The sequence below is a fragment of the Aminobacter ciceronei genome, assembly GCF_014138625.1.
Classification (GTDB): domain Bacteria; phylum Pseudomonadota; class Alphaproteobacteria; order Rhizobiales; family Rhizobiaceae; genus Aminobacter; species Aminobacter ciceronei.
On record NZ_JACJHY010000017.1, the window covers coordinates 139,989 to 154,921 of the forward strand.

Below are 14,933 nucleotides of genomic sequence, written 5' to 3' on the forward strand. Positions count from 1 at the left end.
ACGCTTGAAATGAATAGACAAATGCGCCGTCCGATTGCGAGCCGGATGATTGTTCGCCTATCTCTCGCGCAGACTAATAGGATTTTTGTCCTATTTTATGTTGCATCTCGGTGAGGAATTGGATATAAATGAGGTCGAAGCTTCCTCAAGAAAGTCTTCGAGAGAGAAGGCCGGCCGTTCAAGTCACCAACGGTCGGCCTTTTCGCTTTTTCGGCGGCCGTCGGCAATTTTCTCAACTTCAGCTTCCAGTTCGAAAGACGCCTCATGGGTCTCACTGCGCTTGAAGCCTCTTAGCTCCTAACAACCTCTCCTAGGAAATGAGGCATAAACTTCACCTACACACACAGAGAGACGTAATGCCTATCGGCTAAGCGTCCAACTATGCTGTAGGTGAAATGCAGTCCGAGGAACCGAGGTTCTCTCCTGAGGCCACGACTGCCACCATATGACGGGGTCAGTTCGGGGGACATAACCATGCTCGACCAGCCTTGAGACAAGGTGAGGCGGGGTCAGACGGTCGCCTCTTACGGTCGGACTTCCCAGACCTTTCGGGCCTGGCTGGCGTAGTCTCGCTGAACCAACATGGCGATTTCAGCGATCCTTGCGGGTTACAAGTCACCAGTAGAGCCCGCACCTACAACTTCTTACATACGGCTCCTGAAATCGTCAGCGTCTATGACGCCTATTCAGGATGCAGGCATGGCGAGAAGCCGCTTTTAACCTGCCGCAAGGCAGGCACCTATCAGTATATCAATTCGGGCGCTCTCCTGCATCACTAAATGTTCACGTTATGTTTTTTTATCTTGGCACACTACCTGCCTCTGGTATTCGCCATGTTGCCGGGCTTCATCTGCCGCTGCATCTCGGAGACGACGACACCACGCATGGTCGCCTCCATCTCCTTGCGCATGCGCTTGGCGAGATCCTCGTTCTGCTCGGGCGTGCCGGCCGAGCCCTGAACGGTGATTGGCGCATTGACGCTGATCGACTGCATCGGCGCGTTGTTGTTCGCCGGGACATGCACGCGGCGCACGGCAGGGCTATCACCGACATAGCCACCATCGGCATATCCGCGCAGCGCGCCCTGGTGGAGCGCTTCAAGGTTGCCGACGCCGAGCCGGCGCGTTGCCGCCTTCGACATGACATACTCGCCTTTATGGACGATGCCGGCCGGCTGATACTTGCCACCCTCGCCGGTGTAGCCGCCATCCGCGAAGCCGAACAGCGAGCCGAAGATGCCGGTGGCACCGCCGAACAGGCCGGCCAACGGGCCCTGCCCTAGCAAGGTCGCCTGAAGCACGGCGTCAATCAGGCTGTTGATCAGGCTGCGCACGGCGCTGTTGAGGTCGGTCGTGCCAGTCAACAAGCCAGACAAGGCGCTCGTAAACTGCTGCCCGAAGAACTGCCCGGCCTGGGCAAGCGCCTGTTGCTGCTGTGCTGCCTGGGCGGTGCTGGTCTGTAGCTGCCCGGTGAGCGCGATCTTCTCGCGCATAGCCTGAAGCTCCTGGGCGGACAGGGTGACGCCTGCCCGCTTGGCCTCCTGCTGGTAGCGGAAAAGCTCAAGCTCGACACGCTGCTGCTGTTCGGACATGCCGGAGATGGACTGTTCGAAGCGGGCAAGCTCTAGGCTCTCCATATTGCCGGAGAACTGCTTGGCGCGGCCTTCCATGCGCTTGAAGTTGTCATTGGTCGCACGGCCGGCGCGCTGCATATCACGCTCGTATTTATTCAGGCGGGCCTCTAGCGCGACCACAAGGCGCTGTTCGTCATTCATGTTCGGTCGTCCTTATGCTGCGTCGGCGGTCAGCCGGTCGAATTCGTCAGGGTCGAGGTCGAGGAAGGATTTGCGGTTGTCGTTCGCGGCGGCACGCGAAACGGCCATGACGGCAGCAACCGCGCCGTCGATACGGTCGGTCTTTTTGCCCTTGTGCATGCGGACAAGGCCGGTGTCGTTTCGCGAAGCCACGACGCTATCGAAGTGATGTCGAAGGACCGGGTGCCCGCCATGCTGAAGCGCCCTGCCGTTCACAACACGCTCAAGTGTGCCGATTGCCGGCCCCATGGTGAGCGGCCCCTGGCGCATCTCGACGGCCGGCAAGCCATCGTCGTGCAAGCGCTGCATGGTCATGCGCGCAAGGTGCGGATCGAAAGCGACCTCGCGCACGTCAAAGGTCGCGCAAAGCTCGCGAATGTGCTGCTCAACTTCGGTCGGCTCGATCACCGGGCCGTCGATCACCGTGATAAGACCGTCATCGCGCCATTGCTCGTAAGGAACGCCGTCGCGTTCTGCCCTGCCCTTCAGATCATCGCCGGGCACGAAAAACCAAGGCTGGACAGTGATCCGGCCGTCATCGTGCCGCCACGCGGCGACGACGGCGGTCAGGTCGCCGTTCACAGACATATCGACGCCGATGAAGCACGGCACCGCCTCCATGTCGGCGAGGTCGAGCGCCATCATGCCGGCGTCATAGGTCGCCATGTCGAACAGCGGGTCGCGGGAATGCGCCTGCCAAATATTCAGATTGAATTGCTTGAAGGCGGCACGGTCTGCCGGCCGGTGCTCCGCTTCCTTCGCCGCCGTGCGCAGCGCATTGAGGTTCGGGAAGCCATGCACCAGGCCGGGATTGACGCGATGCCAGAGCGCTTCGTCATGCCAGTCGTTATCGTTGGCAGCTTCGAAGATGATCGGCAGATAGGCCGGATTGACGATCTCGCCGCGCGCCACGCGGCGGGCGTAGTCATACTGTTCAAAGCCGATATTCTCGGAACCGCGCCCGGCCGTGGTGGCGATCACCATGAGCGTGCCACTGGTCTTGACCATGCCAGACTTGAGCGCCTCCCAAAGGTCGCGGCCCTTCCACACATGGATTTCGTCTACCAGCACGAAGGCCGGTGTCTTGCCGTGCTGCGCCGCGCCGTCGCTGGAAATCGCCTGAAGCTCGACGCCTTGCGCCTTGAAGAGGATCTTTTTAGCACTGTTATGAGCGTCATAGATGCGCGTTGCGGCAACCAAGCGCTTATGCGCGAGCTTGTAAGCGGGATGATCCTTGGCGGCTTTCTTGCTGTCGTCTTCCTCGCGGTAGAGCTTCGCGGGCAGACTGCCGACAGTCTCAGAGATAAGCCGAACGGCCTGAAGCACCGCCGGCACGCGTAGCGCGGTGCTGGCAGTAACGGCCACGCCAGAAGCGGACGGAATTACGCCGAAAAATTCAGCAATGGCAGGATCGGACAGAGGCAGTGCCTTCTGTTCCGATCCGAATCCGAAAGACTTCTTTACGCCGTTGAACGCTTTACGCAGCACTACAGACAAACACCTAAGATTGAACTTAGGAATATTGTCTCATATGCCGAATCGCAGGGTCAACAGAAAAAGGAAAAGAATCCTATATTTCGTATTTAGGCATCCGGTCGATTGCCGCTTTCCTCGCCTTAACTGTCACGTCGCCGTAGCCGTCGCCGGCAGTCCTGCCGGCGTGTCCCTGGATGGCGTCGGAGACGCGCTCGGAAATACCAAGCTCGTTGCTCACCGTTTTGAAGCGATGCCGCCATGCATGGTTGGGCTGGATACCATCAGGGATCAGGTGGTCACCCTGTAGCCACTTGCTGACGCGGCCGGCGACCGTCTGAGCGGCCTTCACAGGATCACGGCCTTTGCGCTCGGGGTAAAACAATGCGCCCCCCGGCGAGGCATCCACAAAGTCGAGGAAGCCCATGTCGATTAGCTGCTGATGCAACGGCACGTCACGATAACCGCCGGCCTTTACGGTGCCGGCGTCCGGCGTGATGCGCAGCACGTAAGCATCACCCTCCTGACGAATATCCTGCTTGCGTAGCTGCGTCATCTCCGTGACACGCGCGCCGGTATGGGCACATAGGATCGGCGTCCAGCGCTTCGCGGCTGAAGTCTGCGGAAGCTCGGAGTTCGCCGGGTTGTCTGAGGCCTTCGGAACGTAGACACACGCCGCCTTGAGAATCGCTTGAGCCTCCGACAGCGTGAAGCCCTTTTCGCGGCTGAGCGCCCTTTTCGGAGCGTCCTGTCGGACTTCTGCCGCTACGTTCGAATCAATCCGGTCATTCTCTTTCGCCCATCTGAGCACCGCGCGCACCGAAGCCAGATAAACGTCGGACACGGTTTTCGGTGAGAGGGTCTTAAGACGCTCGTCGCGCCACTGCATGAGGTTCTGCTTTGTGAGCCGCCGCGCATCGTCGTGCCGGGTGAACCTCACCAGATCATCGAAGACCGGCTTCCAGCGCTTTTCCGTGCCTTTCGCCTTACCGACGATCTTTTTCGCGGCGATGTAGTCCGCCAGCAAGCGCTTGAGCGAGACGGGCGGTAGCTCATCCTCTACGGGCGCAGCGTTCACGATCAGCGGATTGCTCGGCCGCCCGGTGAAATCGCCATCGTCGCGCTCTGCGACGCGCTCCAGGGCCTCATACTCGGAAATACAGACGGCGCGCGCCAAGGTGCGCCATTCGGCCGTGCCCGGCTCGGCGGTCGTGTTCCCGATCTGCCGGAAGCGGTCAATGCGATGTTCGACCAATTCGGCCAGGTCGGCGTTGGACAACTGCCCGGCGATGCCCCGGCGTAGCTGATCTACAAAACCATCATCAATCGACAAAGAGGCCCAATGCCTGCCGGCGTTGCGCATCTGGTCATCCTGGGCGAGGCGATCATGATAGTTGCGAAGCGCGATCTGATCGACGGCGAGCGGATAGCGACCTAGCGTCACCGTCTTCTCGCCGGCCGCGACTGCCCGACGTTCACCTAGCGCAATCTCATGCTGAAGGATGGCAACAGCGCCGGGAAGCTTCTTCAGCGCCTCGCGTCGGTCAGGGCCCAATGCGGTTCGCAGTTCGGTTTTGCCGTTCATGAACGGCCGAAGCTCCTTCGGAATCACCAAGCGAGCGAAATAGCGCCCCTCGCGATTGAGCAGATTCCGAACGTTGCCGGCCATCGACTTCCACCTGATTTGTTACGTGTTTTGTAACGTCAGAATGGACGGAAAGCCTTGCAGGTCAAGGGCTTCAACGATTTCAATAGGATGAATGGTGCTGCCAGAGAGGATTGAACTCTCGACCTCTCCCTTACCAAGGGAGTGCTCTACCACTGAGCTACGGCAGCATTCCGTGAACGGGGCGGCTTGTGCCACATGATTCCCGGGAGCGCAAGTTATCAATTGCCCGAAATCGTGTATCATTTTCCAAAGGCCCGCTTACGCCACAATACTGGCCATTTCGGTTGCCAAGCCGCTATGAACGATCGGCAAGCGGGGACCACCACATGTCGTCGACCAAGAAAACGCCCTCAAGCGGTGCCGAACAGCGTCAGGCGCGGCTCGCGGCCGAGCTGCGCGCCAACCTGATGAAACGCAAGGCGCAGGCGCGCTCGCGCCGCACAGGCGAGGCCGACACCAGGCCGGAAGGCCTGGCGGCAGCGGAGGGGGAGACGGAGAAACCTGAGAAAGCCTGACCGGCGACGGCAGGCGCTTGGCGCCAAAGACCGCAAAATGCGCCTTTCTTGAACCGGAAAGCGCGATGGTCTAGACGGGCGGCAAGAAAATTTCTCGCCAGAACCGGGGTTGCCCGGAGAAACGACGGCCAATGGATCGCATCAGAATTGTCGGCGGCAACGAGCTGACCGGAACCATCCCGATCTCGGGCGCGAAGAACGCAGCCCTTCCCCTGATGATCGCCTCGCTGCTCACCGACGATACGCTGACGCTCGAAAACGTGCCGCACCTGGCCGACGTCGAGCAGTTGATCCGCATCCTCGGCAATCACGGCGTCGACTATTCCGTCTCGGGCCGCCGCGAGCGCCAGGGCGAAGGTTATTCGCGCACCATCTCGTTTACCGCGCGCAACATCGTCGACACGACAGCACCCTACGAGCTCGTTTCCAAGATGCGCGCCAGCTTCTGGGTCATCGGCCCGCTGCTCGCCCGCATGGGTGAAGCCAAGGTGTCGCTGCCGGGCGGCTGCGCCATCGGCACGCGACCTGTCGACCTGTTCATCGACGGCCTGCAGGCGCTGGGCGCCGACATCGACGTCGAGAACGGCTATGCCGTGGCCAAGGCCAGGAACAAGCGCCTCACCGGCAACCGCTATGTGTTCCCGAAGATTTCCGTCGGCGCCACCCACGTGCTGATGATGGCGGCAACGCTTGCCCGCGGCGAGACGGTGCTCGAAAACGCCGCCCGCGAGCCCGAGGTCGTCAACCTCGCCGAATGCCTCAACGCCATGGGCGCCAGGATCACCGGCCAGGGCACCTCGACCATCACCATCGAAGGCGTCGATTCGCTGTCGGGTGCACGTCACCGCGTCATCCCCGACCGCATCGAGACCGGTACCTATGCCATGGCGGTCGCCATGACCGGCGGCGACGTGCTGCTCGAAGGCGCGCGCGCCGACCTGCTGCAGGGCGCGCTCGACGTGTTGTCGCGCACCGGCGCCGAGATCATCCCGACCAATTCCGGCATCCGCGTCCTGCGCAACGGCGCGGGCATCACCCCGGTCGATGTCGTCACCGAGCCCTTCCCCGGCTTCCCGACCGATCTGCAGGCGCAGTTCATGGGCCTGATGACCATGTCGAAGGGCAAGTCGAAGATCACCGAGACGATCTTCGAAAACCGCTTCATGCATGTGCAGGAACTTGCCCGCCTCGGCGCCCACATCACGCTGTCTGGCCAGACGGCGATCGTCGAGGGCGTCTCCAAGCTCAAGGGCGCGCCCGTCATGGCGACCGACCTGCGCGCTTCGGTGTCGCTGGTCATCGCCGGCCTCGCCGCCGAAGGTGAGACCGTGGTCAACCGCGTCTACCATCTCGACCGCGGCTTTGAGCGCCTGGAAGAAAAACTGTCGCGTTGCGGCGCGGTGATCGAGCGCATCAGCGGATGAGTTAGGGGAATAGGGCAATAGGGGAGCAAGGCAGTGTTGCGTGCCCTACTGCCCCACTCCCTTACTGCCTTCCCTTTAGCATCAAGACCGCCTAACAAAGCCGGAAGCATTACCGTTCCGCACAGGCAGCCGACCGAACATGAACCTGCTCAAACTAGTCGCCCTCGACGAAGAAGACCTGGAGATCGTTTCGGCGCATGTGCAGGATGCGGTGATCAGGGTCGGCGACATCGCCTTCGATGCGCCGGCGAAGCGCTTTGCGCTGGCGATGAACCGCTTCGCCTGGGAAACCAGGAAAGGTTTCTTCCGACCTAGATATGAGCGGCGCAGGTCGATCCTGCATTTCGACCGCGTGCTGTCGGCGCAACTGCACGGCATTTCGCGCGCCAAGACCGAAGACGTGCTGGAGCTTCTGGCGATCGGCTTCGCGCAGGAGGAAGGTCCGACCGGCACGATCGAGTTTCTGTTTTCCGGCGAAGCCGCCATCCGCCTCGATGTCGAAGTCATCGAGGCCCGGCTGACCGACACGGGTGCGGCCTGGCAGGCCTCTTCCCGCCCCATCCACAATACCTGAGCATTTCCAGACAATGGCCATCACGCTTCGCCAATCAGACGCAGACTTCGAGAAGCGCTTCGCCGCCTTCCTGACCACGAAGCGCGAGATTTCGCCCGACGTCGATGCGACGGTGCGCGCCATCATCGACGACGTGCGCAGCCGCGGCGATGCGGCACTGATCGACTACAGCAGGAAATTCGACCGCGCCGACCTCGGCACGCTCGGCATCGCGGTGAGCCGCGCCGACATCGACCAGGCCTACAAGGATGCCGATCCGGCGACTGTCGAGGCGCTGCGCTTTGCCCGCGACCGCATCCATTCGCACCATGCCCGGCAGATGCCCAGGGACGACCGCTATGTCGATCCGATCGGCGTCGAGCTCGGCTCGCGCTGGACCGCAGTCGAGGCGGTCGGGCTCTATGTTCCAGGCGGCACGGCGAGCTATCCCAGCTCGGTGCTGATGAATGCCGTGCCGGCCAAGGTTGCCGGCGTCGAGCGCATCGTCATCGTGGTGCCGGCATCAGGCGGCGTCATCAATCCGCTGGTGCTGGTCGCAGCCGACATCGCCGGCGTGTCGGAAATCTACCGCGTCGGCGGCGCCCAGGCAGTCGCCGCCCTTGCCTATGGCACCGAGACCATCCGTCCCGTCGCCAAGATCGTCGGCCCCGGAAACGCCTATGTCGCGGCTGCCAAGCGCCAGGTGTTCGGCACCGTCGGCATCGACATGATCGCCGGCCCTTCGGAAGTGTTGATCGTCGCCGACAGCGACAACGACCCCGACTGGCTTGCCGCCGACCTGCTGGCCCAGGCGGAGCATGACGTCTCCGCGCAGTCGATCCTGATCACCAATGACGCCGCCTTCGGCAAGTCGGTGGAAGCAGCGGTCGAACGCCAGATCAAGCTCCTGCCGCGCGCAGAGACCGCCGCCGCAAGCTGGCGCGACTTTGGCGCGGTCATCGTCGTCGACGACTTCGACGTGGCCATTCCGCTCATCGACCGCATCGCCGCCGAGCATCTCGAACTCGCCGTCGCCGATGCCGAGACGCTGCTCGGCCGCATCCGCAATGCCGGTGCGATCTTCGTCGGCAAGCACACGCCCGAAGTCATCGGCGACTATGTCGGCGGCTCCAACCACGTGCTGCCGACGGCACGCTCGGCGCGTTTCTCCTCTGGCCTGACGGTGCTCGACTTCGTCAAGCGCAGCTCGATCCTGAAGCTTGGCCCCGACCAGTTGCGCGAGCTTGCTCCCGCGGCGATCGCGCTGGCCAAGGCCGAGGGTCTCGATGCGCATGCGCGCTCCGTCGCCATCAGATTGAACATGTAGGCGGCGATGTCCGACAAAGGCCACGCACGCTCCCGCCTGGTCGACGTCGAACTCGACGAATCGATCGGCCGTTCGACGCCCGACGTCGAGCACGAACGCGCGGTCGCGATCTTCGACCTGATCGAGGAAAACAGCTTCCACCCGATCAACGACGATGGCCACGGCCCTTACCGGCTCAAGCTGTCACTTGTCGACGCGCGGCTGGTCTTCGCCATCTCGCGTGAACACGGCGAAGCGGTGGTCACCCACATCCTGTCGCTGACGCCGTTCCGCAGGATCGTGAAGGACTACTTCATGATCTGCGAAAGCTACTACGAGGCGATCCGTTCATCGACGCCGAGCCAGATCGAGGCGATCGACATGGGCAGGCGCGGCCTGCACAATGAGGGTTCGCAAACCCTCCTCGACCGGCTCTCCGGCAAGATCGAGATCGATTTCGACACCGCGCGCCGCCTGTTCACGCTGATCTGCGTATTGCACTGGCGCGGATGAGGATGGCGGCAAACGGCAGCTCTCCACGCTCTATCCTGTTCATGTGCCGGATGAATTCGGTCCGCTCGCCAATGGCCGAGGCCATCGCCCGCCACCATCTGCCGGCATCGGTGTTCGTGACGTCGGCCGGCGTGCGCGCCGGCGATCGCGACCCGTTCGTCGATGCCGTGCTGGCCGAAGAAGGCATGAGGCTCGACGAGCATCAGCCACGCACCGTCGATGATCTCGAGGACGACTATTTCGACCTGATCGTCACACTCGCGCCCGAGGCGCATCACGCCGCGCTCGAATTCACCCGCTCGATGGCAGTCGACGTCGAATACTGGCCGACGCCCGATCCGACCGCCGTCACCGGCACGCGCGACCAGATCATGCACGCCTACCGCGACGTGCGCGAACGGCTGAAGCACAGAATGGCCAATCGATTTGCCGCCGAGGCCCAAGGAAACGACGCCGATTAAGCGTGTTCACAAAGCGTGGATTATCATATAGGTTCCGCCCAAATTCCGGCCGGGTCGCCGGAAAGTCATCCAAACCAAAGGTACCGAATGCCGAAGGAAGAAGTCCTCGAGTTCCCGGGCGTTGTTACGGAATTGTTGCCGAATGCGATGTTCCGGGTCAAGCTCGAAAACGAACACGAAATCATCGCCCACACCGCTGGCCGCATGCGCAAGAACCGCATCCGCGTCCTCACCGGCGACAAGGTCCTCGTCGAAATGACGCCTTACGACCTGACCAAGGGCCGTATCACCTACCGCTTCAAGTAAGCCGCCTGCTTCAAGCACGCCGGCCGGTCTCAGCCTACAGGATCAACGATTGAGCGATCTGCAAAAGCTTGTGCTTGCCTCGGGTTCGCCCCGCCGTGTCGAGCTGTTGCAGCAGGCCGGCATCGAGCCTGATCGCCTGTTCCCGGCGGATGTCGACGAACGCCCGATGCGCGCCGAACACCCGCGCTCGCTGGCCAAGCGCCTGTCGGTGACCAAGGCGCAGAAGGCGCATGACGTGCTTTCCAAGGAAGTGGAACCCGCTTCCGGCTTCATTCTTGCCGCTGACACGGTCGTTGCCGTGGGACGGCGCATCCTGCCCAAGGCCGAGAGCTCTGACGAGGCGCTGCATTGCCTGCAACTGCTGTCGGGCCGCTCGCACCGGGTCTATACCGGCCTCGCGCTGGTGACGCCTGCGGGCAAGCTGCGCCAGCGGCTGGTCGAGACGCGCGTGCGCTTCAAGCGCCTGTCGAAGCAGGACATGGAAAACTACCTCGCCTCGGGCGAATGGCGCGGCAAGGCCGGCGGCTATGGCATCCAGGGCCTCGCCGGCACCTTCGTCGTCAAGCTCGTCGGCTCCTATACCAATGTGGTGGGCCTGCCGCTCTACGAGACCACGTCGCTGCTGTCGGGCGAAGGCTATCAGGTCCAGCTCAACTGGCAGGCCGGCGCGCGCGTATGACCGACAAGCCAGCCGCCGTCGTCACGCCGCTGCGTGCCAAGATCTCCTGCCCGGAATGCAGCAAGCCATCGGCGCGCGAGACCTATCCGTTCTGCTCGCCACGCTGCAAGGCGGTCGATCTCAACCGCTGGCTCTCGGGCAGCTACGCCATTCCGGTCCGCGACGACGAAGACGAGGATTCGGACGGAAACAGCGAAGCCGGCTGATAACGCCGAGCGGCATTTGCAGCTTACGCAACGGCCTGTGATTTCTTCCAGAAAAACATCTCGCAGGCGCTGGACAGCGGCAAATCTCGTGTTATAACCCACCCGCTTTCAGGGTGCAGCGCACCACTCAAGGCATCCGGATCAAGGCTCTCGCCCGATCTTGGAACTAGGCCCAGATAGCTCAGTTGGTAGAGCAGCGGATTGAAAATCCGCGTGTCCGTGGTTCGAATCCGCGTCTGGGCACCACCACCTCTCTAAGGTGTTGACTTAGCTGAAAAATCAGTAAAATTAAGTACTTAAGGCTACCCGAGTGATGCACACGGGTGACGCACATGGTGCTTGCAATGAGCCGTCCTTTTAAACACCCAAAGACCGGCGTGTACTGGCTTCGAAAGCGGTTACCGGCCGACATTGCGGAATCAACCGGCCGCAGCATCATCACCAAGACACTCGGCACGAAAGACCCCGAAGAGGCCAAGCGAAAGCACGCAACGGCCCTTGCCGAGCTTGAGTTCGAATGGACGCAAATTCGTCTACGGGGCCGACCAAACGATCCAGACGCCGTCGCAAATGCCGATATTGAGGATGCGACGCGAGTCATCACCGACCGTGAAGCGCACTTTCTTGCCAAGCCCATCCATGACAAATGGCTTGCAGATTTCCACGAAAACCCGAGCGAGCAGCTCTACTGGCATACCAACCTGTATGATGGCATGTGGACGAAGTACCCGCTGCCGCAAATCGAGCCTGTGCCGGGCGTGGAAGGCATTGCAGACGCGGTGCCGGGCACTATTCCAATAGAGAACATCCTTTGGAAGGCGATGAGAACGCGCTGCGTCGAGACCGCTCAGATGATCTTGCGCGAAAATGGCTTCATGGATGATGAGTGGAGCATCCACAAAACGTCGCGTGCGGTCGCAGCCGCTCTGCAGAAGGCAAGCTTGGCATTGCAGCGCCTAGAACGCGGCGATTTCGAGCAAGAAGATGATCCTGCTGGCCTCAATCCCCGCCCACCAAAGAGCTGCACTGATCCGGCCGATGCAAAGCCACGGTCTTCTGGCGCGGCAGGAACGGCGACTACATTGACAGGCTTGGTTGAGAGCTGGTGGCAGGAGAGCAGGGCTGCAGGACGAAAGCCCAGTACCTACGAGAGCTACAGAAACACCATTGTCTATCTTGTCCGGTTCCTCAAACACGACGACGCATCAAAGGTGACGATGAAGGACGTAGTAGCCTTCAAGGATCACAGGCTTGCAACGCCCTCGCCGAAGACCGGCAAGCGGGTCTCTGCCAAGACCGTTAAGACAAGCACGCTTTCTGCCCTAAAAGTCGTCTTCGACTGGGGCGTGAAAAACGGACTTATTACCCACAACCCAGCTGCGAACGTTACCTTAAGAGTAGCAAAACAGGCACGCCTGAGGTCGAAGAGTTTTACAGACGTCGAGGCTAAGGCGATCCTGTTTGCTGCGTTGGCACATCAGCGAGGCCATGAGAACTCAAAGACCTTTGGTGCCAAACGCTGGATTCCGTGGCTGTGTGCATTTACAGGAGCCCGTGTGGGCGAACTTGCTCAGCTGCGAAAACAGGATATTTCCAAGCAGAACGACCTATGGGTAATTCGAATAACCCCTGAGGCCGGAACGGTCAAAACGAATGAAGCTCGCGAAATACCACTACATCAGCAGCTGATCGATCTAGGTTTCGCGACGTTTGTGCAGGAGACCGGTGATGGTCACCTTTTCCTGAATGTCGGCTCCTCCGAGAATCCTCGCGGAGCATTGCGGGGTCTGAAAAACCGGCTTGCCGAGTTCGGACGCACCATCGTGGCAGACCCGAACGTGGCGCCCAATCATGGCTGGCGACATCGCTTTAAGACGGTTGGCATGGAAGCTGGCATCTCGCCCCGCATCCTTGATGCGATTCAGGGACAAGCACCTCGGACAGTTGCCGACACCTACGGAGAGGTCACACTCAAGACAATGGCCGCAGAGATTGCAAAGCTGCCCTACTATTCGTTCGACAAACTCAGCCATTCACGGCAGTAGCTTGCGCGGCCCATGCGCCTCCTGGCCGAGTGTGACCGTAGCTTTCGAGCGAAAAACCTTTGTCCGCATTCTCCGACGACCCATCGTCACTTAGCAGCGCCGCTGCGGAAGTGTTGTCGAGGAGATGGATTCTCGCTGCAGCTGTGATCAAATGTTCCTTGGCAACTTGGGCGATTCGGGGTCTCTGATGGGCTACAGAAACAAGACTTACGTCATTTTCGACGGCGACAATGACATGTGGGCATACGCTTACATGAAGGGGTGGAAGAAAAACGAGAACATCGAGTTCGACTTCCATGACGCGCACGAGCTCAACACCATTACGAACCTTTCGGGCGAGGAAAACACAAAACGAAAACTTCGGGAGAGGCTGAGCACGGCAAAGCAAGCAGTCGTCCTGATCGGCGAATCAACAAAAAACCTCTACCGATTTGTGCGCTGGGAGATTGAGATGTGCCATAGCCTTGGCCTCCCGATTGTCGCGGTGAATCTCAACAAAAAACGTCGGTATGACCCTGATCTTTGCCCGCCGATTCTGCGCAATGCAGATGCTGTCCATGTTTCGTTTAATGCGAAGATCATAAAGCATGCCCTCGACGATTTTTGTGGAAACTACGGGAAATTCAAAGGGGCATCCGACAATTGGTACTACAAATCTGGCGTCTATGAGGGCCTTGGCCTATGACACAGGATGAGTATCCTGCTCTCTACCAATCTGCAGATAGCTCGTCAGCTGATGCGCAGTGGACGTATCTGCTCCTCCTGCGCCTCCAGTACGGATTACTGTTCCTAGCAGCTTTTATTTCACTTTGGTTTGGCGGGACGCCAGACATATATATTTTCTACGTATTTGTAGTTGGGACCTCTACCGCTCTCCTAATCTACACTTCCGTCCAAAAGCCAGAGAAAGACTGGTATGCGTGTCGGGCGCTTGCTGAATCTATCAAGACTTCGACTTGGCGCTATATGATGCGGGCTGAGCCATTTGAAGATAGCCCGAAGATTTCCACTGTAAAATCCAAGTTTTCTAGGTTTTTGAAGGAAATTCTGGACGCTAATAGCCACGTGAGAGATCCGATTTCGAAGAAACCGTCGACTGGTGATCAAATTACAAAGGCGATGAATGCCACCCGTGCTCTGTCGCTTGAAGACAGGATCAACCGATATCGTACTGAGCGCATTGAGGAACAGCGTCGATGGTATGTATCGAAGGTCAAAACGAACCGTAGGCACTTTCGAGGCTGGGTAATATTCTGCGTCATTGTGCAAGGCGCAGCTATAGGTCTGGCGATGCTGCGAATTCGCTATGACCAGCAGTGGTCGCTATGGCCCACGGAACCATTGTTGGTGTTGGCATCCGCCGTTGTCGGCTGGATACAGATCAAAAAATTCAATGAGCTAGCATCGGCATACAGCCTAACTGCACACGAGATCGGCATCCTGCTCACTCGCATCGATCACGTCAAAACAGAAGAGGATTTCTCTTTGTTTGTGAATGACGCTGAGCGCGCATTCTCGCGCGAACACACACAGTGGGTCGCGCGGCAGACTGAAGAGAACCTCTGACCCATTGGTACTGTGGCACAAGCCTTGCCGAAAGGCGTGGGCTCGATCTGAAAAGCTGGAGACGTAATGTACAACCTACTGGTCAGCGGTGGGGGTTGGGCTGACGACCATGGCACATTCCCTGCATCGCGAGTATTCGAACACACCAATCGCGAGATTGCCGACAGGTTCAAGAACGGCGAAAACATCGATTTCCAATCGCTCCGCGCTCTTCCCACTTTGTTCTTGGAGGAGACTTTCGGGGATCGCCCTCAATTAGCTCGTGTTGGGACCATCCGAAGTGCGAGCGTGGTTGGGCGCGATGTCATACTAGGTGACCGACTCATAACTACGCAACCAGATGCGGATTGAAGCAAGCTGGACGGAAGCGAGGAAGTTGTCGTCGCGCTTGTCGTAGCGGGTGG

At 59.9% G+C, this 14,933-nt stretch carries 15 protein-coding genes and 2 tRNA genes; 13 read left to right on the forward strand and 4 right to left on the reverse strand.

The window, feature by feature from the left end; genetic code table 11:
- Nucleotides 1-811: 811 nt before the first annotated feature.
- From HNQ95_RS18190 to HNQ95_RS18205, 4 genes are all read right to left on the reverse strand, one after another.
- Nucleotides 812-1,774 (reverse strand): phage tail tape measure protein, encoded by a 963-nt coding sequence (locus tag HNQ95_RS18190; RefSeq protein ID WP_182574823.1) that lies wholly within the window; start codon nt 1,772-1,774, stop codon nt 812-814.
- 12 nt (nt 1,775-1,786) lie between these two features.
- Nucleotides 1,787-3,178, reverse strand: a complete 1,392-nt coding sequence (locus tag HNQ95_RS18195; RefSeq protein ID WP_312870945.1) for a terminase large subunit — start codon at nt 3,176-3,178, stop codon at nt 1,787-1,789.
- A 205-nt stretch (nt 3,179-3,383) separates the two neighbouring features.
- Nucleotides 3,384-4,955, reverse strand: coding sequence for a site-specific integrase (locus HNQ95_RS18200; RefSeq protein WP_182574826.1), 1,572 nt, complete (start codon nt 4,953-4,955; stop codon nt 3,384-3,386).
- Between the two features lie 92 nt (nt 4,956-5,047).
- A tRNA-Thr gene (locus HNQ95_RS18205) sits at nt 5,048-5,122 on the reverse strand.
- Nucleotides 5,123-5,281: 159 nt separating this feature from the next.
- Here HNQ95_RS18205 and HNQ95_RS18210 point away from each other — a divergent pair.
- From HNQ95_RS18210 to HNQ95_RS18270, 13 genes are all read left to right on the forward strand, one after another.
- Nucleotides 5,282-5,470, forward strand: a complete 189-nt coding sequence (locus HNQ95_RS18210; RefSeq protein WP_067965304.1) for a hypothetical protein — start codon at nt 5,282-5,284, stop codon at nt 5,468-5,470.
- 131 nt (nt 5,471-5,601) lie between these two features.
- Nucleotides 5,602-6,894 (forward strand): UDP-N-acetylglucosamine 1-carboxyvinyltransferase, encoded by a 1,293-nt coding sequence (gene murA / locus HNQ95_RS18215; protein WP_182574828.1) that lies wholly within the window; start codon nt 5,602-5,604, stop codon nt 6,892-6,894.
- A gap of 139 nt (nt 6,895-7,033) precedes the next feature.
- Nucleotides 7,034-7,468: a DUF2948 family protein gene (locus HNQ95_RS18220; protein WP_182574830.1), complete on the forward strand. Its 435-nt coding sequence runs from the start codon at nt 7,034-7,036 to the stop codon at nt 7,466-7,468.
- 13 nt (nt 7,469-7,481) lie between these two features.
- Nucleotides 7,482-8,774 carry a histidinol dehydrogenase gene (hisD, locus tag HNQ95_RS18225; RefSeq protein ID WP_182574832.1) on the forward strand — a complete coding sequence of 431 codons (1,293 nt, stop codon included), beginning with the start codon at nt 7,482-7,484 and terminating at the stop codon, nt 8,772-8,774.
- A 6-nt stretch (nt 8,775-8,780) separates the two neighbouring features.
- The gene (locus HNQ95_RS18230; RefSeq protein WP_067965312.1) at nt 8,781-9,266 is read left to right on the forward strand and encodes a UPF0262 family protein; all 486 of its coding nucleotides are present in this window, start codon (nt 8,781-8,783) and stop codon (nt 9,264-9,266) included.
- A complete protein-coding gene (locus tag HNQ95_RS18235) occupies nt 9,263-9,727 on the forward strand; it encodes an arsenate-mycothiol transferase ArsC (protein WP_182574834.1) in 465 nt (154 codons plus the stop codon). The genes HNQ95_RS18230 and HNQ95_RS18235 overlap by 4 nt, the downstream gene beginning before the upstream one ends.
- Before the next feature lie 87 nt (nt 9,728-9,814).
- Nucleotides 9,815-10,033, forward strand: coding sequence for a translation initiation factor IF-1 (infA, locus tag HNQ95_RS18240; protein ID WP_006200926.1), 219 nt, complete (start codon nt 9,815-9,817; stop codon nt 10,031-10,033).
- 49 nt (nt 10,034-10,082) lie between these two features.
- Nucleotides 10,083-10,712: a Maf-like protein gene (locus tag HNQ95_RS18245; protein WP_182574836.1), complete on the forward strand. Its 630-nt coding sequence runs from the start codon at nt 10,083-10,085 to the stop codon at nt 10,710-10,712.
- Complete coding sequence (gene yacG / locus HNQ95_RS18250; RefSeq protein WP_182574837.1) at nt 10,709-10,918, forward strand: DNA gyrase inhibitor YacG; 210 nt, start codon at nt 10,709-10,711, stop codon at nt 10,916-10,918. Before HNQ95_RS18245 ends, yacG begins: the two co-directional genes overlap by 4 nt.
- A gap of 170 nt (nt 10,919-11,088) precedes the next feature.
- Nucleotides 11,089-11,164, forward strand: a tRNA-Phe gene (locus HNQ95_RS18255).
- Between the two features lie 86 nt (nt 11,165-11,250).
- Nucleotides 11,251-12,963: a DUF6538 domain-containing protein gene (locus tag HNQ95_RS18260; RefSeq protein WP_182574839.1), complete on the forward strand. Its 1,713-nt coding sequence runs from the start codon at nt 11,251-11,253 to the stop codon at nt 12,961-12,963.
- Nucleotides 12,964-13,114: 151 nt separating this feature from the next.
- Nucleotides 13,115-13,648, forward strand: a complete 534-nt coding sequence (locus tag HNQ95_RS18265) for a TIR domain-containing protein (protein ID WP_246719253.1) — start codon at nt 13,115-13,117, stop codon at nt 13,646-13,648.
- Nucleotides 13,645-14,529, forward strand: a complete 885-nt coding sequence (locus tag HNQ95_RS18270; RefSeq protein ID WP_182574843.1) for a DUF4231 domain-containing protein — start codon at nt 13,645-13,647, stop codon at nt 14,527-14,529. The genes HNQ95_RS18265 and HNQ95_RS18270 overlap by 4 nt, the downstream gene beginning before the upstream one ends.
- Nucleotides 14,530-14,933: the final 404 nt, after the last annotated feature.

Coding starts and splice junctions, on each gene's coding strand:
- HNQ95_RS18190 (WP_182574823.1), bottom strand. CDS start 1,774: ATGAATGACGAACAGCGCCTTGTGGTCGCGCTAGAGGCCCGCCTGAAT.
- HNQ95_RS18200 (WP_182574826.1), bottom strand. CDS start 4,955: ATGGCCGGCAACGTTCGGAATCTGCTCAATCGCGAGGGGCGCTATTTC.
- HNQ95_RS18210 (WP_067965304.1), top strand. CDS start 5,282: ATGTCGTCGACCAAGAAAACGCCCTCAAGCGGTGCCGAACAGCGTCAG.
- murA (WP_182574828.1), top strand. CDS start 5,602: ATGGATCGCATCAGAATTGTCGGCGGCAACGAGCTGACCGGAACCATC.
- HNQ95_RS18220 (WP_182574830.1), top strand. CDS start 7,034: ATGAACCTGCTCAAACTAGTCGCCCTCGACGAAGAAGACCTGGAGATC.
- hisD (WP_182574832.1), top strand. CDS start 7,482: ATGGCCATCACGCTTCGCCAATCAGACGCAGACTTCGAGAAGCGCTTC.
- HNQ95_RS18230 (WP_067965312.1), top strand. CDS start 8,781: ATGTCCGACAAAGGCCACGCACGCTCCCGCCTGGTCGACGTCGAACTC.
- HNQ95_RS18235 (WP_182574834.1), top strand. CDS start 9,263: ATGAGGATGGCGGCAAACGGCAGCTCTCCACGCTCTATCCTGTTCATG.
- infA (WP_006200926.1), top strand. CDS start 9,815: ATGCCGAAGGAAGAAGTCCTCGAGTTCCCGGGCGTTGTTACGGAATTG.
- yacG (WP_182574837.1), top strand. CDS start 10,709: ATGACCGACAAGCCAGCCGCCGTCGTCACGCCGCTGCGTGCCAAGATC.
- HNQ95_RS18260 (WP_182574839.1), top strand. CDS start 11,251: ATGGTGCTTGCAATGAGCCGTCCTTTTAAACACCCAAAGACCGGCGTG.
- HNQ95_RS18265 (WP_246719253.1), top strand. CDS start 13,115: ATGTTCCTTGGCAACTTGGGCGATTCGGGGTCTCTGATGGGCTACAGA.
- HNQ95_RS18270 (WP_182574843.1), top strand. CDS start 13,645: ATGACACAGGATGAGTATCCTGCTCTCTACCAATCTGCAGATAGCTCG.